The 15,819-nt window shown below is 67.2% G+C and carries 20 protein-coding genes and 1 tRNA gene; 5 read left to right on the top strand and 16 right to left on the bottom strand.

The genetic code is table 11. The features are described from left to right. Nucleotides 1-15 precede the first annotated feature (15 nt). Nucleotides 16-492 carry a LexA family protein gene (locus tag ACGFML_RS34505; protein ID WP_393549656.1) on the top strand — a complete coding sequence of 159 codons (477 nt, stop codon included), beginning with the start codon at nt 16-18 and terminating at the stop codon, nt 490-492. Nucleotides 493-669: 177 nt separating this feature from the next. Here the strand turns inward: ACGFML_RS34505 and ACGFML_RS34500 are convergent, their stop codons facing one another. From ACGFML_RS34500 to ACGFML_RS34445, 12 genes are all read right to left on the bottom strand, one after another. Next, complete coding sequence (locus ACGFML_RS34500) at nt 670-1,104, bottom strand: hypothetical protein (protein WP_393549608.1); 435 nt, start codon at nt 1,102-1,104, stop codon at nt 670-672. Between the two features lie 454 nt (nt 1,105-1,558). Continuing rightward, nucleotides 1,559-1,897: a protease inhibitor I42 family protein gene (locus ACGFML_RS34495; RefSeq protein ID WP_393549607.1), complete on the bottom strand. Its 339-nt coding sequence runs from the start codon at nt 1,895-1,897 to the stop codon at nt 1,559-1,561. Between the two features lie 484 nt (nt 1,898-2,381). Next, nucleotides 2,382-3,131, bottom strand: a complete 750-nt coding sequence (locus ACGFML_RS34490; protein ID WP_393549606.1) for a 2'-5' RNA ligase family protein — start codon at nt 3,129-3,131, stop codon at nt 2,382-2,384. A gap of 46 nt (nt 3,132-3,177) precedes the next feature. Continuing rightward, nucleotides 3,178-3,660 carry a hypothetical protein gene (locus tag ACGFML_RS34485; protein ID WP_393549605.1) on the bottom strand — a complete coding sequence of 161 codons (483 nt, stop codon included), beginning with the start codon at nt 3,658-3,660 and terminating at the stop codon, nt 3,178-3,180. Between the two features lie 13 nt (nt 3,661-3,673). Continuing rightward, the gene (locus ACGFML_RS34480; protein WP_393549604.1) at nt 3,674-4,231 is read right to left on the bottom strand and encodes a hypothetical protein; all 558 of its coding nucleotides are present in this window, start codon (nt 4,229-4,231) and stop codon (nt 3,674-3,676) included. Next, nucleotides 4,219-4,476: a hypothetical protein gene (locus ACGFML_RS34475; protein ID WP_393549603.1), complete on the bottom strand. Its 258-nt coding sequence runs from the start codon at nt 4,474-4,476 to the stop codon at nt 4,219-4,221. Before ACGFML_RS34475 ends, ACGFML_RS34480 begins: the two co-directional genes overlap by 13 nt. After that, complete coding sequence (locus ACGFML_RS34470; protein ID WP_393549602.1) at nt 4,473-5,129, bottom strand: hypothetical protein; 657 nt, start codon at nt 5,127-5,129, stop codon at nt 4,473-4,475. Before ACGFML_RS34470 ends, ACGFML_RS34475 begins: the two co-directional genes overlap by 4 nt. Then, the gene (locus tag ACGFML_RS34465) at nt 5,126-5,449 is read right to left on the bottom strand and encodes a hypothetical protein (RefSeq protein WP_393549601.1); all 324 of its coding nucleotides are present in this window, start codon (nt 5,447-5,449) and stop codon (nt 5,126-5,128) included. Before ACGFML_RS34465 ends, ACGFML_RS34470 begins: the two co-directional genes overlap by 4 nt. A gap of 115 nt (nt 5,450-5,564) precedes the next feature. Next, on the bottom strand, nt 5,565-6,407 hold the full coding sequence (locus ACGFML_RS34460; RefSeq protein WP_393549600.1) for an aminoglycoside phosphotransferase: 843 nt from the start codon (nt 6,405-6,407) through the stop codon (nt 5,565-5,567). Further along, nucleotides 6,388-7,230, bottom strand: a complete 843-nt coding sequence (locus tag ACGFML_RS34455; RefSeq protein WP_393549599.1) for an aldo/keto reductase — start codon at nt 7,228-7,230, stop codon at nt 6,388-6,390. The genes ACGFML_RS34460 and ACGFML_RS34455 overlap by 20 nt, the downstream gene beginning before the upstream one ends. Next, nucleotides 7,152-8,375 carry a JmjC domain-containing protein gene (locus tag ACGFML_RS34450; protein ID WP_393549598.1) on the bottom strand — a complete coding sequence of 408 codons (1,224 nt, stop codon included), beginning with the start codon at nt 8,373-8,375 and terminating at the stop codon, nt 7,152-7,154. The genes ACGFML_RS34455 and ACGFML_RS34450 overlap by 79 nt, the downstream gene beginning before the upstream one ends. A gap of 72 nt (nt 8,376-8,447) precedes the next feature. After that, nucleotides 8,448-8,618, bottom strand: coding sequence for a hypothetical protein (locus ACGFML_RS34445; RefSeq protein WP_393549597.1), 171 nt, complete (start codon nt 8,616-8,618; stop codon nt 8,448-8,450). Between the two features lie 229 nt (nt 8,619-8,847). On the opposite strand from ACGFML_RS34445, the gene ACGFML_RS34440 reads away from it, so the two are divergent. Together ACGFML_RS34440 and ACGFML_RS34435 are read left to right on the top strand one after the other, a co-directional pair. Further along, on the top strand, nt 8,848-10,302 hold the full coding sequence (locus tag ACGFML_RS34440; RefSeq protein WP_393549596.1) for a hypothetical protein: 1,455 nt from the start codon (nt 8,848-8,850) through the stop codon (nt 10,300-10,302). A gap of 144 nt (nt 10,303-10,446) precedes the next feature. After that, a tRNA-Met gene (locus tag ACGFML_RS34435) sits at nt 10,447-10,520 on the top strand. 244 nt (nt 10,521-10,764) lie between these two features. Here ACGFML_RS34435 and ACGFML_RS34430 read toward each other — a convergent pair. The 3 genes from ACGFML_RS34430 to ACGFML_RS34420 form a co-directional block, all read right to left on the bottom strand. Then, nucleotides 10,765-11,238, bottom strand: a complete 474-nt coding sequence (locus tag ACGFML_RS34430) for a TrmO family methyltransferase (protein WP_393549595.1) — start codon at nt 11,236-11,238, stop codon at nt 10,765-10,767. Nucleotides 11,239-11,277: 39 nt separating this feature from the next. Further along, entirely contained in the window at nt 11,278-12,669 is a 1,392-nt protein-coding gene (locus ACGFML_RS34425) for a Tat pathway signal protein (RefSeq protein WP_393549594.1), read from the bottom strand. A 169-nt stretch (nt 12,670-12,838) separates the two neighbouring features. Beyond that, complete coding sequence (locus ACGFML_RS34420; RefSeq protein ID WP_393549593.1) at nt 12,839-13,012, bottom strand: hypothetical protein; 174 nt, start codon at nt 13,010-13,012, stop codon at nt 12,839-12,841. Here ACGFML_RS34420 and cutA point away from each other — a divergent pair. Then, nucleotides 13,011-13,337: a divalent-cation tolerance protein CutA gene (gene cutA, locus ACGFML_RS34415; protein ID WP_393549592.1), complete on the top strand. Its 327-nt coding sequence runs from the start codon at nt 13,011-13,013 to the stop codon at nt 13,335-13,337. The genes ACGFML_RS34420 and cutA overlap by 2 nt on opposite strands. Before the next feature lie 62 nt (nt 13,338-13,399). Here the strand turns inward: cutA and ACGFML_RS34410 are convergent, their stop codons facing one another. After that, nucleotides 13,400-14,644 carry a helix-turn-helix domain-containing protein gene (locus tag ACGFML_RS34410; RefSeq protein ID WP_393549591.1) on the bottom strand — a complete coding sequence of 415 codons (1,245 nt, stop codon included), beginning with the start codon at nt 14,642-14,644 and terminating at the stop codon, nt 13,400-13,402. A gap of 519 nt (nt 14,645-15,163) precedes the next feature. On the opposite strand from ACGFML_RS34410, the gene ACGFML_RS34405 reads away from it, so the two are divergent. Further along, on the top strand, nt 15,164-15,769 hold the full coding sequence (locus ACGFML_RS34405; protein WP_393549590.1) for a hypothetical protein: 606 nt from the start codon (nt 15,164-15,166) through the stop codon (nt 15,767-15,769). Nucleotides 15,770-15,819 lie beyond the last annotated feature (50 nt).

Below are 15,819 nucleotides of genomic sequence, written 5' to 3'. Positions count from 1 at the left end.
TTGAAATTCGAACATGTGGTCTATTCAGAGTATGGACTGTGCCCGCTTCCCCCAGGACCTTCTAAAGGATCAGACCGCTTGGTACCTGACGTACGACGAACTGGCCGTCGCCCCGGCCGGGTCACAGACAGCTGCGCGCCGTCGGCTACTGGACCTGTCCCGCCGCGTCACGGGGCATCCCTTCTGGGAGACGCCTGCCGGGACGCCGGCCGCCCGGGTGGCCCTCAAAGAAATCGCCCGCGCTCAGGCAGAGGCGGGCTCGTGACGCGCTCCGCATGGAAGCCTGCCGCTGAGCGGCGCAGTGACCTTCTACGCAGGCAACGTGCGTGGATCGCCGAATACGGCGAGGAACCATCCGTGCGTGAACTCGCAGAAGCCGTCGGCATCTCCCCCTCCACCGCAAGCCTCCACCTGACGCGGATGCGGGAGGACGGAATAGACATCGGCACCCGCGGAGTACGCAGTCGCCGCTGCCCGCACTGCGGGCGCTGAAGGGAACCTGCCCGGCCGCCGCGATGGCCGCCCTTGGCCCTGCCCCCATCCGGTGCCCGAGCGCCATCAGCGACCGATGGCCGGCACCTTGTCCAGGCCCGTCTCGCACATGATGCGCTTCACAGAGGACCGCCCCCGAGCCTGGCCAAGGGCGGCATCGCCACTCGTTCGCGTCGCTTACTGGACGGGGTTCTCGTCGAGCCAGTTGGACAGGTCGTGCGCGGACCCGAGGACGTCCGGCCTGTTAGTGAGCCTATCCTCGCCGACGGCCATCCCCTCCTCGATCTTGTCGAGCAGGACGTACGCCTCCCGCCAGAAGGCTGGGCCGGTCTTCTTGTCGGCGTTCATCGCCTTCCGCAACACCTTGGCGGGCTCGGCAACAGCCTTCATCTTGTCCCAGCACTCGCCCTCCGCCTTCGGGCAGCCGTCGCTGGTGTCGAAGCCGGTGACGGCACCCTGGAACGCCTTCGTCGCCACGGCGACGGCCGGAGCCTTCGGCTTCGCGGTCGGCTTCTTCTGCGCCTCGGCGTCGCCGCCGCACGCGCTTGTTCCCATCACCGCGGCCGCGAGCAGCACGCCCACCGCGGTCCTCCCCCACGCGAATCTCCCCATAGCGAATGATCATGCCATGTCCGGCCTATCCGCCAAGGGGGATCTTTTCCAGGTCTTCCCATGTGATGGTCTTTGACTGCCTGCTGGTCTCGGCGGTGACGTCGACGAGGTGGACAGCGGAGATATGGAGGGGGCGTGGCTGGGCCGGATGCGGCGCAGCGGTCGCTGTGCTGTGACAGCGGCCACCGGGAATTCCCCACGGACGGCCATTTGTGGATGTAACGCTCGGTGACCGCTGTCGCCAGCTGGTGGGCTTGTGGCCAGCTGTCCGGCCAGCACCTCCCGGCCCGGCCAGTTGCCGCCTCGGACTCGTCAGGCCAGCGAGGCGATGAAACCGGCTACGGGCGATGGATCCGTGACGGCTCTGGTGCCAGGTGCGAAGCGGAGGCCGCATGCGCAGGATGCTCTGGTCGAGGCAGGCTGAAGGATCTACGGGATCACCCTGCCCTGTCTGTCAGTCCACGGTGACGGTGACGGTGCAGGACTGAAACGACTGCACGGACTGCTCCCAGGGGCGCCGGTAGACGAAGGATACGGCCGCGGTTCCCGCCGCCTTCGCAGTGAAGGTGAAGTTGAAGACCCCGCCGACCCTCACCTGCTGCGTCGTGTTGGCATTGCCCTCGTAGCTGCTGCCGTCCAGCGTGAGTACTGCGGAATCGACCTTGTCGACAGACCACGCGTAGCCTGTGGTGGGGTTCCCCTCCAGGCCGATGATCAGTGTGCTGCTGTTGCGGATCGCCACCTTGCTGCCGTCCGAGCCCATGATCCTCGTTGCGTTCTGGTCGGTGCTCATCGCGATACCCACCTCTCCTCAGATTCCGGGCTCTGTGGGCCCGTTAGCGCGTCGGCCGCGCTAGATCATGATCCCTAACGGCCTCACGGCGCACTGAGAAACGGGAAAACAGCACCCGCGCAGTGAACTCCGCACCCATGACTGTGGCTCCGTACGCGACAGTGAGCAGCGTTTTGACAGCAGTTCGGGAGGCGCTGTGGTTTCTGGCCCACGTCGAATGTTCACGGCTCTGAGCAGCAGCTCGGGTGCCATAGGAGAGATGGGCCGTCTGACCGCTTCTGGAGGGACAGGGCAAGGCGCTGGCTACGGGGGCAGGTGGCCCGTAGCGGCGACATCATTGCCGAGTGTCAGGGCCGTGGTCCGGGCTGCTGCTCACAGCCGTGAACATCGACATAACTGCAGTGCAGGTGCCTCCCGCAACGGTGAACAACTGCTGACGCGAGTCGTGAACAAAGCCAATGGCTGCGAGGCACATGAACGAGCCTTAGCAGAATCGTCTGCTACTCGGGAGACGGTCGCTGCCAGTACATCCCTGGCCCCGCCGGCCGTCGGCGCCAGCATGCTCGGATGTCGCTTCAACAGCTTCGTCGACTCCTCGGCAACGCCTGGCCTCCAGGATCGCCCCCCACGTCGATGGGAGGGGCAAATCGAGGAGCACCCCTCTGCGAGCATTACCGAACTGTCGGCTGTCGGCGACTGCTCTTCGTGACATCTGCGGCCAGATGACTCCCCACCAAGTGGCCGTGAGTGGGGAACCTGAACTGACCACCAACAGTGCTGCATCGGAGTCGGCATGGTCGTAGGCATAGGCGGCCGTCAGGTGTTGGACGCCCCACGGGTATCGGGCGGCTTCCTCGCCGCAGATGGCGCGGATGGTGTGCCGGATGGTGGCATGCAACTCGGCCAGGCTGCCATCGGGATGGAGATCAGCGATGACGCCGGAGTGGTAGCTGAGGAGCGAACCGACGGTCAGTTCCAACGGTGCGACGTCCGCCATGCGCTCTCGTAGGGCGTCCACCAGGGCTCGGCGCTCCTCGGTCGGCACCTGGGACGCAGTGCGCCCCGTGACTTGGTCGATGGTGATGTGGAGCCACTGCGGCTCAACAGGGCACACAGGGAACCCGGCGTCGGCCAGTGACTTGTTCGCCTCGGAGATGAGGGCGAGCAAGGGGTGGTGGCGAAGGTCGGCAAGATCGACGGGGCGTAGACGTGTAGGACGCTGTCGGCCTGCCATGTCTCCGCTCCGTGCTGGAACTTGAAGGGCTGCATCCAGGGCCCCGTCAGAGGGTGACTGCGAAGCGGCCGCGGAGTTTCTCCAACCCGGCGAGATAGCCCGGCCCCCAGCGGGTCATGGAGGAGTCGAAGGTGTCGTCGTAGTTGCCTTCAGGCGTGCGGTGGTTGTGAGCTATCTCAGACCACAGGCGCACCACCGGGTCGCCACCGTCGGATATGTCATGGCCGATGGCCGTGAGGTGTTCCTCCCAGGCGACCCGGCGTTCCTCGACCGAAACGCCAGCAGCGTAGAGGGCTTCGACCTCCTCGCGGGTAACTGCGTCAGGTTCAACACCGCGCTCGGCGGCCAGAACGTAGTACGCCGTGGCGAGTCCGGCAGCACCTTCAGCCACCACCACTCCGTCGACGACGATCGCGTAGCCGTTGAGCGGCCCCTCAACCATGCGCAGAGTGCGGTCCCACGCCTGCACCCACAGCGCTGGCCCACCCATGGCCTGCCATTTACGGAGTTGGTCTACGACAGTTCTCAACCCAGGGCCTCCCTTACGCTTCACAGCTGCTCTGTTCGACGGTTTCATGCCCGGCGGCGGGATGGGAGTGGATTCGCAGGAACGCCGAAGGGCTTCCTTTGCTGGGACCCTCGGTCAGGCTGTGACAGGTGCCACATCCCTCAGTCGGCGGAGCGGTCACATTGGCCTGGTCAGCGCGCCTACGCCCCGCCTCGTACCCGCGATCCCACGCTCCCTTCAGTTCCCACCGTGGGGCGGCGACGAGCCACGGCACCAGGGTCTCCGCGAGGTATTGGTACTCGGCGGCCTTCGCGGGGTTGTCGCGCTCCAGCTCCTCGATGTCGGCGCCCAGCTCCAGGGTGCGGATGATGTAGTTGGTGAGGGCTTCCGCCCGGTGGTCGACGCGGCCTGTTTCCTCGGGCGGCGGCACTGACAGCAGGACCTGCGCCAGGTCGGGGTGCCGGTCGGAGGGGCCAACCTCGTCAAGGTGGCAGTGCAGTTCGACATTGAGCCAGCCCTCCAGCGGCAGCAGCTCGCCCAGAACGCGGGTCCGCGCCGCCTGCGGTCCGATCTCCCCGCTCAGGCGACGCATGGCACTTCCACGGTCTCGTCGATGATCGTCTCGGCCTTTGTATGGCAGTCCTGGCAGGCGCTGCTGTGCGAACCGCAGATAGCCGCCGCAAGGGCATCCAGGGCGCCCGTGGCGGCGATGTTCAGCAGGGCCGGAGCCTTGCGCGCGCACGCCGCGCACGAGGCGGTCTTGCCCGCCCTTCGGCCGCAGGCGATCAACGCGACCTTGTCCAGCAGCTTCACAGACTCGGCGATGGTGGTGCTCACGCGCGGGCTCCCTTGGGGGACTTGGGCTTGAAGTTAGCTATCGGCTTCAGGCCGGCCGCTCCGGTTTGCTCGTACACACGCATCTCCTGGCAGTACGAGCAGCGGTAGGCGACGAGCCAGCGCAGTGGATTGTCCTTGCGCAGCGGGTTGCCCTGACGGCCACCGGCCATCACGCGCGGCCCAGCGTCGTCGCACCAGCCGCACGGCGACGAGTAGTGCGACAGCTTCGGCGCCTCGATCCACTCCGACCAGCGGATCAGCCGCCCACCATACTCGGCCGGCAGACTCGGCGCGGTGTACGTCGGCAGGTTCGGAATCGCACACAAGTGGCGCCGTTGGTGGTCCGGTTCGAGCTCCGGCAGGACCTCAGTCACGCGCGTGACCACCTGGCGGGCCTGTTCCGGCTCGGGCTCGCCACGCAGTACCCGCAGGCATGGGGCGCACAGGCGCTGTTCGTCGACAGGTCCGACCCAAGGGCGCACGCCTGGCGCGGACTTGGCCTCCGGCTGACACTCCACCGGCACCGTAAACATGATCGCTTCGGGCACCTGGGCTCCGTCCACGGCGACGTGCAGGGCCACCCTGCCTGCCGCGCGCACGATGACCCGCCCGGCCCAGATCGGGGCTGCCGTCTCGACGGCCAGCGCGGTCACGCCTCGTCCTCCTGCTGCAGGAAGGGCAGGGGCGGCTCCATGACGAATACGTGCTTGCCCCAGCAGCCCGATCCCGCGACGAGGGCGCGTGCTTCCATGCGCCAAGATCGCGACAGCCGGCCGTAGCCGCAGGCCGGGCATGGAACCTCGCTGCGGACCTTGACCGTGGTGTTCGGCAGCGGTGCCGGGAAGATCGGGAACCCGGCGGCGAGGGCTAGGGCCTCGGCAGCATGGGGCTGGAGCCGGATATAGACCTGCTCCCATTCCACCCATGGGGTGAGCGTGTCCACAGCTGTGGGCACGTCGAACGTGGTGCTCATGGAGGGGCATCTCCTCGGTAGGTGATCGAGGGGCAAGCCCTCACGGTCACTTACGTCAGATGGCCAGATCTGTTACGCCCAGAAGTATCGGCGCAGGTCACTGTGGCAGGCCGCCTCACGGCGTTGAGCTCAGGGAGGCCAGCAGTTCGGAGGCCGCAGCCTCCATGGCGCCGGTCAGCGGGCCTACCCTTCCCGTTCGCCGGTACGCCCGCGCCACGTTCGCGCACAGGATCAGCCGCGATAGTTGACCGGTTCGAGTGTTGAGGACGTCGGCGAACTCGTTGAGGACGCGTGCGGACAGGGTGGGGACCGGTAGCGAGGCTGACCACAGACAGGCGGCGTCCCAGCCGGTAGGCGCCAGCCCCCAGTCCTCCCAATCGAGCAGGGTGAGGGGGGCGGCGGTGAGGTTGGCGTATCCGACGTCGCCGTGTGCGCACGTCCATTCCGTCACTGTCGTGTCGACTTGGTCGCCGTACACCTCCCCGATCCGCTTGGAGAGGTGGCCCTGCTGGACGCACACCCGGCTCGTCTCGTGCCGGGCCAGGTTCCCAAGCGCCGTATGAAGGTCGGCCCACCATGCGTCTGTCAGGTCCGGATCGCGGTCGACGGTGCCGGTCGGCGAGAGTGCTGGGGCGGTGGCGAGGCTCATCTCATCGACCCGCCAGACGACCCCCCGGCCCTCGTCGTGCCACATTGAGCCCGCGAACCAGTTCGGTCGCGGCACTCCCCCGATTGCGACGGATGCCTCCAGCCCCGTCCAGGATTGCGCGCTGAACGCGCCGGGCCGCGCCCACGCCAGCCGCACCCACGTGCCCGCCGACGTCGGGAACCCGGCCGTCCCGTTGTACTGGGAGTAGTGGGCACGGCCACGGTCGAAGTCGCGGCCGGTGCGCTTCTCAGCTTCGGCCAGGACGTCCTCGTGGCCGATGGTCGACAGGTCATCCATGGTGGGCTGCACGGGCGGGTTCCTTTCCGTGTCCGGCCCGTTCCCAAAGCAGTGTGCGGTAGGCGTGAACCATTTCCGTGCTGGTCGCGATGCGGGTAGCGGCGGCGAGCTCGGCGAGGTGGTCCGGCTGGGTAGTGCCCACGGCGATCCTGCTAACGGAGGGGACGGCGAATGCTGCTGCCAGTCTGGCCTGGACGCTCGATACAGCTGGCTGCCCTGGTTCGAGGAACAAGCCGGTGTCGAGGCCAGACCAGACCGGATCTGACGGGTTGCCCGCAAAGGGTGCCATACCCCACATCGCCCTGCTACTTAGCTCGTGGGCCAGGTTCTCGGCGGCGTCGAGGACTTGGCCGGGGGCGGCCAGGCCGGCGCGCACCATGACCACATCTGGCTGTACGGGCACCCCGGCCGCGACCGGCGCCAGGGGCAGCGGGTTCCACGTGGCGACCCCCCAGGCTAGGCAAAGGCCCGCGGCCTGGCAGGCGGCGAGCGTCTCGCACGCAACCGCGAACCGTCCTGGATCGTGCTCGGGGTTGTGCAGGAACACCGTGTCGGGCACCCGGCCGAGGGTCTCCCCTGTCTCGGCTACGGCGGCCCGCAACCGGTCCGGGTCGAGGTCGTGGCCGTCAGGAAAGTAACCCACCTTGGTCGACACCTCGAAGCGGTCCAGGAGTTCGCCTGCCTCATCCACGAGCGCCCGGTGCCCCTCGTAGCGGCTGTAGTTGTAGGCCGTATCGACTGCGGTGATGCCGACCTCTAGAGCCCGTTCGAGGACGGCACGGGAGGGACGAGTCCGGTATAGCCCGAGAACAATTCGTCGGTCAGCTCCGCGCACAGCCCCTCCCGGATCAGGATGTTGGCGAGTTCCCCCGCGTCGATGCCGGTCTCGATGCCTGCCTGCTTGATCTCCACTGGCGCGCCGGACAGGAATAGGCGTAGCGCGGGCAGTGTCTTGCCGTGAAAGGTGAGGCGCTTGCCCGTCGCGGAGACAGTGACGTGTTCGCCTTCCGGTTCGACGAGCGGCGGGAACTCGGTAACGCAAGCCACGGCGGTCGGCGGCCCGAAGAGGCCGGAGGTCTGCACGTGCCGGGCGGCCGTGCGCTCCTGCTCGCGGGTCGCGAGGAAGGCGGCCGGAGGGAACTCGTCGGCCAGCCGGGTGGTGGCGGACGCGAGTGCGGCGGTCTGCTCGGTCTTCCCCTCAGCCGTGCCCCACCGGTCCAGGTCCGTGCGGAACGCCTCCTCGCGCCGGCACTGGTCGGCCAGCCATGTCAGCCAGTTCACTCCCGTGCGCTTCACGAACCCGAACGTTAAGTGCAGGCTGTACCCGTCGCCGCTGTCGGTGCGGGTGGCCTGGTGCCAGTGGCCTCGGGGTATGTGCATGACGTCCCCGGCCTTGAGCGTGCCCCGCCAAATGGACTGTTCCGGCGCGTCGTTGTTCGGTGCGGCGTCCCGATACATCGGCACCGGTCGGGACACGCCACGCACGTCCCACGACTTCTCACCGGCAATTTGAAGGATCACCACGTCATGGTCGTCCCAGTGCAACGCGAACCCAGCTGCGTCCTGGGTCGTGAGGTACGCGTTGACCTGGACGAGCTCGCGAGACCACCACTGCAGCGCCCGGCAGGCGACCTCAAGGGTGGGGTCGAAGAAGTCGAGTTCGTCGAGGACCAGAGTGCAGCCCTCGCGCATCAGCGCCCCAAGGCGCGTCATGTTCGCGAAGCGGACGCCCTGACCGCGGCGGGTGACGGTGTCGGTGAAGTATTCGCCAGGGTGAAGCTCATGCCCGTCCTGGAACGCCCGGAACTGGGGATGCGACAGGCCGCGTCGCATCACGGTGTCAAGAAGCCGGGTCGGGTTCATCAGCCGCGGGAGGAGGGTCGGGGCAGGGATGCTGCCTCTGGTGAACGCGGAGCCCATGGGCGCTGGGCCGTCCCAACCGAGAGCGGACTCGATGGCGTGAACAAGCTGGTGCTGCACATGGCCTCCGGGAATCGTGAGAGGCGGGCCCGCCGCAGACCGCGGCGGGCCCAGGTACGGATGAAGCGGCGCCTACGCCTCTGGGTGATTCAGGCCGTCGCGGTTGTCTCCGTCGTCCCCGGCGGAAGTCCCGGTCGGGTCGGACTCCTGGGTATCGAAGCGGTCCTGCACGCGGGCCAGTTGCTCGACGGCGATCAAGAGTCCGGACTCGCCGGCGCTGCTGGACGGTTCTCGGTTGGCCATGTTCGTCCTCGCTCACTTCCAGTGAAGGGGGCTGATGACGTGCTGTGGTGCCCTGGAACCCTGCTCTCTCGAACGTGTGTACGCAAGGGCGCAAACGAGCCCGTCCGGGCGCACCGGGCGCGGCCGTGAACGAGCTCACACGGATCGCTGAGTTACCCATGGGTAGCCGACGATAAGAGTGATTGTCGTCGGTAATCTTGAGTCACTTGCCGCTTGACCAGGGGGAATTGTGACCGCGCCGGTAGAGCTCGTCGAGATCGTCGACGCCGAACTCATTGATGACGAGGGCCCGGCACCCGCCACCCCTCCGGCCGGAAGGCCACTCGTCGATCACCACACCGTGCTCCGACCCGGCCAGGAGATACCCACCGCCGGAAACGGCCCCCAGTACACAGAGCGGGACTTGTACGTCTCCGAGGAGACCGCCCGCGCGCTCGACGAGGCAGAGGGCCAAGAAGCCGGCCCGATGCGCGCCTTCCGGACCTGGTGCGCCAGCGAGTGGCGAGTGGCCATCCCATGCACGACGGCCACGTACACGGAGTACGGCCGGCACCTGATGGGCCGGGGCCTGAAGCTGTCCACGATCCGCAATTACATGTCGCGCATCCGCACGTCGATGCCCGTGGGCCTGAAGCCGGACAACAGCCTCTACCTGCAACTCCTGCGGGACTACCGGAAGAAGAACAAGAAGGCGTCGCGCATCAAGCAGGCGTTTCCCATCACGCTGCCGTATCTCATCCCGATGATGGAGACGGCCGAGGCGGACGGCCGCCCGATCGGATGGCGCGACGCCGCACTGTTCGCCTTCGGCTACCGGTTCCTCGGCCGCCGTATCGAGGACGCGGACGTCGACATCGAAGACCTCACGATTCTCGACGACCGGATCAAGGTGTGGGTCGTGAAGGACAAGACGCACCAGGACGAGGAGCAGGAGATCATCCTGCACGACCGGCCCGACCTGCGGCTCGTCGCCAGGGTGCGGCGGTGGATCTCCTACCTGGCCTCCCAGGGCGTCACCAAGGGCCCGCTGCTCCGCCACCTGCTCAAGGACGGCACGGTCGCCTCACTGGAGACCCGGCAGAAGACGGCCACCGTGCGGGGCGTGTACCTGCGTGGCCACACCGTCAACGAGCGCGTGCAGCTCTGGTTCGCCAGGGCCGGGCTCGTCAGCGACGGACGGCCGGTCAGTTCCCAGGGCCTGCGGGCCGGCGGCGCGACCGACCTCGCCGAGAACGACGCCACCGACGAGGAACTGGAAGAGGCAGGCCGCTGGGCGAAGGGCTCACCCGTCCCGCGCAAGGTGTATGCCCGCGCAGCAAGGCAGGGCAAGCGAGACCCCTTCGCCAAGGTCCCGATGTACGGCCACAAGATCGCACAGCCAGAACTAGAAGGCGCCGCCATGAGCCAGCAGACCGGCACCCAGCTCTATACGTTCATCGCCGACCGGCTCGACGAGGAGATGCGAAAGAAGTACGAGGAAGGCCGCGGCGAAGGCGCCGTGCGGCGCTACGCCGATGAACTGAGGGAGGCGATGCGTCTGCACCAAGTGCTCACCGAGGCCGCGTACGCCAACGACGGGGCCAGGGTGGACGAGCACCTGCAGAAGCTCACCGAGCGGGCCGCCACGTGGGCCGACCACGCGGAGCACCCATTGAAGGCGGTTGCAGGATCCGCAATTCCGTGAGCACTGGTTCTGCGGGAACGTCAGGATCCGGACTGGATGACCAGCGGCCATGTCGGTCGATCAAGGGCAATCGGGCTCAGCCTGAGCGCGGGCGAGAGTCGATTGGGCCGATCCAGATCGGTGCCGTACAGTCGACCGTACCGACGCGGGGTGGAGCAGCTCGGTAGCTCGCTGGGCTCATAACCCAGAGGTCGCAGGTTCAAATCCTGTCCCCGCTACTCAGAAGTGAAGGCCCGGCATCCACCGGGCCTTCACTGCGTGTGAGCCCGGTTCGGACCTGGTCCTTGGCGAACAGGGCACCGGGGTCGCAGAGGGCGCGAACGTACTGGGCTGCACCGAACCCGCACCCCGCCTCGGCAATCTGCCCTCCGCGACGCCGGGCAGGTCGTTGGGCTAGCTCGTGATCACCAGATTTGCTCGGACAGTGCTCACGGAATCGCGGGCCCTACAGCGGTGATCTAGTCAGCCCTTGTCTGCCCAGTAGTCCGCCAGCATCTCGCCCGGCCAGGCGGGCTCACGGATTGGGCCGCGCGGCCCCATCTCGGTGAAGAACGGCGACACGTCGTAGATCTTCGTGCCGACCACCGCGTCCAGATCGGTCACCCGGAGTCGAAGGCCATCGACTTCCAGCAAGCGCGGGAAGCTCTGCGCCAGCTGGTTGGGGCGCCGGTGGTTGCGGTGAGCGAACGTCCCGGTGGCCGGCCACCGGGAGTTTCCCCGCGGACTGCGGGCGTGGTACTCGACATCACCGGGTGATGCCTGGTCGAAGTGCCACACGACCACCAGGTGGGAGAACTCCTCCAGGCCCTGTACGGAGTCGGTGGGGAACTCGGCCTCGTCGATCTGGATCACCGACTCAATGCCGCCCCAGTAGTCATCGGACACCTGGGTGCGGCCCGCGACGACTTCCCCGATCGGCTTGATCTCCAAGGCCATGGCCCCAGCCCTTCGACTCGGTCTTAACGATGCTTGTGATCAATCTACTTGGGCCAGGTACGAGGCCGCACGGGCGTCGAGCACGCCGACGGCCGGGATGCCTCGCTTGCGGTAGGGCGAGAGCAGGTGGCGCATGTCGACGACCCTCTGGCGGGCCCGTCCCGAGTAGATCCCGTCCTCCATCGCGTCCAGGACGCTGGTCCACGTTGCGCATGCCTCCTCGACACCGCCCTGGGCGATCTGCGTCGCGCCCATGTACCCGAGGGTGACCGCGTGCGTGCGACGGAACGCAGCCCCGCGGGTGCGCACGGACCGCCGGAACTCCTTTACCGCCCGCTGATGATCGCCGAGGTCGCGCAGGGTGCACGCGGTCTCGTGGGCCAAGGATGCTTCGCCGAAGAAGAACGTCCTGTCCGGCTCCCTGATCCCGTCGTGGGCATTCGACAGGTCCTCTTCCGCGCGCAGCAGAGCCCGTGCCGCCTCCTGTCTGCGGCTGTTCGCGGCGAGGGTCCGCGCGTGCACCACGCCGAGGAGCGCTCGCTCGCGGGGGGTGGCGGCGGTGTAGCGCTCGCCGTGCACTGAAGCCTGCGCGATCTGGAGGGCTTCGCGTCGAAAGCCCATGTCGAGTGCCTGGTGCGCCATGGCCCGCAGGATGTGCCCGCTCAGGGGCGCGTCGCCGGAGCGGGCCGCCAGCTTCACCGCTGTGTTGAAGCGCTGGAGGGCGATCGTGTGCTCGCTGTTGTCGAAGGCCATCCAGCCCGACACGTACGCAAGCTCGGCGGAGGCTGAGAACATCGCGCGCCGCGTCTGGTCGTTGGCGAATCGGCCCCGGAGGAAGTCGTGCGCTTCGGTCTTTAGGTACTCGTCGACGGCGCGTCGGCCGTGGCCGCCACCGCGCCGCTGATCCATGCGTGAGAACGCCTGCGTCAGCTCTCGTACGGTCTCAACGTCTCCGCGGCCGACGCGTTTGCCCGCCGGGGGCTCCTCGGCCGGCGGTTGGGCCATAGCGTCCCACCATGTCTCGTCGGGCAGGATCAGGGCCGCCGCGGAGTACACCCCGCCCGCCAACAGCCGACGCCGGTCCGTGTCCACGCCACTCCCCAAGTCGTTCAGCGCGATCAATGGATCGACGCGCCAGTCCAGCGCCTCCTGCGCTGGCGAGGCGGAAGCTGCGAACCCGATCTCTTGTGGCGTGATCTCACGCTTCAATCGTCGGGACAGCGCCTGGCACAAGATAGCGGGCGCGATCCCCGACGGCTGGACGCCTCCTACCCACATGCTTACGTGGGAGCGTCCGATCTTGGAGTTCTCCCGCACCTCGCCATTCAGCGTCTCAACGGCGACCCGGTTGTACGCGGCTGTTGCCTGCGCTCGTGACCAGCGAGCTTCTAGGAGGAGTGCGGCCAGCCGCTCGTTTCTCTCGCGCGCCATCTTGCGCCCCCGCCACTGAAAACGATCTTTGACCACGTTGACCGGACCCGCCCCGGAAGTAGTTCAGGGACGGGCGCAGATCCAACGTAGTACTCAACTTCCCCTTGGCGCAGTCGAGGTGGCGGAAAGCACCCATCCCCTGGGCTCCTAGTCATCCGCTCGGCGACGTTCAGCTCAGGATGGCCAGCCGTTCGGAGGTCGCTGCCTTCATGGTGCCGGACAGTGGCTCCGTCTTCCGCCGGTGCGCCCTCGCCATGTTCGCGCACAGCATCAGGTGCGACAGCTGACCGGTCGAGTCGACTGGGTAGGGTCGCAGTACACCGACCAGGAGAGGGCGTTGCATGGCGAGCGAGATTGTGATTGCGCAGACGACCATCGACAACGAGGAACAGGCGAAGGCGCTGGCGCGCGGCGCAGTCGAGGGCCGGCTGGCGGCCTGCGCCCACATCGATCAACCGTTCACCGCGGTCTACCGTTGGAAGGGCACGATCGAGACTGCTCAGGAATGGCGCCTCTCCTACAAGACGACCACCGACCGGCTTCCAGAACTTGAAGCATGGGTGGCCAGGGAGCACAGCTACGAGGTTCCGGAGTGGATCACCCTTCCGGTCACCGGCGGGTCTGAGGCTTACCTGTCGTGGGTGGTCGACGAGTCGGCAGCACAGTAGCCCTGCGGTGAGCGTCCGGTCGAGCTAGCGGCACGGACGCTCACAGGCGGCCTACGCGCGGATCAGGCCGCGAACTGCTCGAGATGTCGGGCGAGTTCATGCTCACTATCGGGGAGGGCGGCAGCAATGACCTGCGCACGGCCCCTTCCCATGGTGTTCGGCCGAGCTTCTGCTGCGGCCGCAAACTGGCGTGACACGTAGACGCCTTGGTCCACATCGCCGCCACGCAACAGCGCTGAGGCGAGGTCCCCCAGGACGACGACGCCTGAGTCCGGTAGAGCTCCGCCCAGTCGGCTGACTGCGGTTTCTGCTGTTGTGGTCAGCTCCTTTCGCCTCAGCTGCCCGTACACCGACAGCGCCAGCGAGTCGACGCGGTACGGGGTTACAAAGCGCACCCATGCTTGTTCATTGGCGTGATCGGCGAAGTCGTACACGATCCGGGCGCGATCCAGGGCTCGCAGAGCACCTGTGCTGTCTCCGACATTCGCTGCTTCCTCTGCGTACCGGCCATGAACCCAGGCGGCAGCGGTGGCATTGCCGTGCCCCCGCACGTCCTTGGCAGCTTGAGCCAGAAGCTGCACCGCCTTCTCCGGCGTAGCAGCTCCGTAGCTGGCATAGGCCAGAGCCAGCGCCCTCAGCGGTGGGTGCCCGGCAGACTCTGCGCAGTCCTCCGTGACGTCGTAGTAGGCGCGAGCGCTGTCGTAGTCGCCCAAGTCCCAGGCGACCCATCCGGCCAGAGCAGCTGTTTCTCCGGCAGCGATCGTCAGAGCCCGCTCGTGTGTGCCAGCGCGCGGTAGCGCGGCGGTGATCGCGTCAAGGTGCGACTCCACCATGCCCTGAAGCTGGCGGGCCGTGAGGTGGTGCTCGCTCACATGGAGAGCACTGGCTCGGTCAATGAGAGAGCTCGCTGCGGCTGAATCGATCTTGGCACCCTTGCCTAGGGCTTGAGCAAGGCGGCCCCATGGCTCGGCAGCGGAGGCCGCGCCGAGGATTGCGCCCCCAAGTAGCGTGCGGCGTTTCACGTCGTCCAGGTCCTCCCCTTCGCGGCGACCCACCTTCCTCCGCCGAGCGCGGGCGCCTGCTGCCTCCCGCTGCAGTTCTTCAGGGGAAAAGCCGCAGGCCACCGCAATGTGGCTGAGTGTGTGGTTGGTGGGGATGTTCTCGCCGTGTTCGTAGCGGTTGATCTCCCGCCGGGTCATGGTGTCCCGGCCGGAAACAGCGTTGATCGCGGCTGCCTGCTGCTCCTGTGTGCGTCCAGTCTCCGAGCGGAGACGTAAGAGCAGTTCGGCGAACGGATCTGCTGGCATGAGTGTGACCTTTGTGGGTGGGCGGAATCCAATCATGGCCCCAAGTCCCCCCTCTGGTTTCCCCCTTGACAGATATTTCCCCCTCTGGGTTCCCCTGGCAGACCGCTTGGACGCGCGGTGCGATAGGCCCATGACCACGTTCCAGCTCGCCTTCGTCAATGAGGGCCACCGACAGCAGGGGCATTCCTACACGGACCACTACAGCCCGCCCCCCTGACGCGGCCGGGGTGGTGCCGCATCGATGACCGCGGACGATCTTTGACCACCTTGACCACCTCCGGTCCCTTGACCCCATGCCAATTACGCCGCTCAAGCGGTTCGCTCTTGTAGGCCAGCTTCACGACGAGCGGGAGCACCCACATGAACGCCTCCACTGCCAGACCCAGCGGACCGAGCGCTGTCCGCCCGAACAGCGCCGACCAGCGGCAGTTTCATCGTGTGGCCATAACCGGTGGCTTCAGCCGCAGCTCCGCGGTGCGCGTGTCAGCGATGCAGGCGCCAGCTGTGGGGAGGTCGTAGATGCCACTCGCCCTTGCCGACACCCTGACCGAGTTCCTGGACCGAGCGGCGTTCGTCTACATGTGGCCGCTGTACCCGCCGCCTGAGACGTGGAGTCCCGAGCGTCCGAGGTCTCGCAAGACCCCTGACTGGATGGACGTCGAGCGGCGGTCCGCCGAGCAGTGGCACCCTGACCGGGTCCGCATCTCGCCGGACCAGCTCGTACTGCTCGGCGCCGAGCGCCGCGAGGTCCTCAACCAGCGTCTGGCACAGCTCGAAGCCCACGGTCGTACCCCGCGCGTGTGCCTGTACGGCCTCAACCCTGTTGGAGAGCAGCCGGCACGCTCGTTCGCCGCCGCCCGCGCGTACACCCACCGCAAAGGGTGGAGGGTCGGCGCCGACCGCTGTATCGCGGACCGACTCCGCAGGACGGACCCGATGCACCGCCCCGGCTGGCGTTGGGTGCTGCACCTGATCCGCGCCGGTCACGTCGACGGAGTCGTAGCGCTGACGCACACGGAGATCAGCCAGCACCTGGACGAGTACGAGTTCCAGCTCGACCGGGTCGGCCACCACGGCGGGTTCGTGGCGCTCGTGACGCCGGAGGCCGCGGGGAGGAAGCGATGAGGCCTCACGTGGTGACCCTCCCGTTGGAAACCCGTCGAGGGAACGACGAG

Source organism: Streptomyces sp. NPDC048650 (assembly GCF_043199095.1).
Classification (GTDB): Bacteria; Actinomycetota; Actinomycetes; order Streptomycetales; family Streptomycetaceae; genus Streptomyces.
Note: the sequence above shows the minus strand (reverse complement) of the source record. Positions and strands in the feature narration are given on the sequence as shown.

What these genes read in the sequence shown, in the direction of transcription:
- ACGFML_RS34500 (WP_393549608.1), bottom strand. Translation starts at nt 1,104, where the DNA reads ATGGGGAGATTCGCGTGGGGGAGGACCGCGGTGGGCGTGCTGCTCGCG.
- ACGFML_RS34495 (WP_393549607.1), bottom strand. Translation starts at nt 1,897, where the DNA reads ATGAGCACCGACCAGAACGCAACGAGGATCATGGGCTCGGACGGCAGC.
- ACGFML_RS34490 (WP_393549606.1), bottom strand. Translation starts at nt 3,131, where the DNA reads ATGGCAGGCCGACAGCGTCCTACACGTCTACGCCCCGTCGATCTTGCC.
- ACGFML_RS34480 (WP_393549604.1), bottom strand. Translation starts at nt 4,231, where the DNA reads ATGCGTCGCCTGAGCGGGGAGATCGGACCGCAGGCGGCGCGGACCCGC.
- ACGFML_RS34465 (WP_393549601.1), bottom strand. Translation starts at nt 5,449, where the DNA reads ATGAGCACCACGTTCGACGTGCCCACAGCTGTGGACACGCTCACCCCA.
- ACGFML_RS34445 (WP_393549597.1), bottom strand. Translation starts at nt 8,618, where the DNA reads ATGGCCAACCGAGAACCGTCCAGCAGCGCCGGCGAGTCCGGACTCTTG.
- ACGFML_RS34430 (WP_393549595.1), bottom strand. Translation starts at nt 11,238, where the DNA reads ATGGCCTTGGAGATCAAGCCGATCGGGGAAGTCGTCGCGGGCCGCACC.
- ACGFML_RS34425 (WP_393549594.1), bottom strand. Translation starts at nt 12,669, where the DNA reads ATGGCGCGCGAGAGAAACGAGCGGCTGGCCGCACTCCTCCTAGAAGCT.
- cutA (WP_393549592.1), top strand. Translation starts at nt 13,011, where the DNA reads ATGGCGAGCGAGATTGTGATTGCGCAGACGACCATCGACAACGAGGAA.
- ACGFML_RS34420 (WP_393549593.1), bottom strand. Translation starts at nt 13,012, where the DNA reads ATGCAACGCCCTCTCCTGGTCGGTGTACTGCGACCCTACCCAGTCGAC.
- ACGFML_RS34410 (WP_393549591.1), bottom strand. Translation starts at nt 14,644, where the DNA reads ATGCCAGCAGATCCGTTCGCCGAACTGCTCTTACGTCTCCGCTCGGAG.
- ACGFML_RS34405 (WP_393549590.1), top strand. Translation starts at nt 15,164, where the DNA reads ATGCCACTCGCCCTTGCCGACACCCTGACCGAGTTCCTGGACCGAGCG.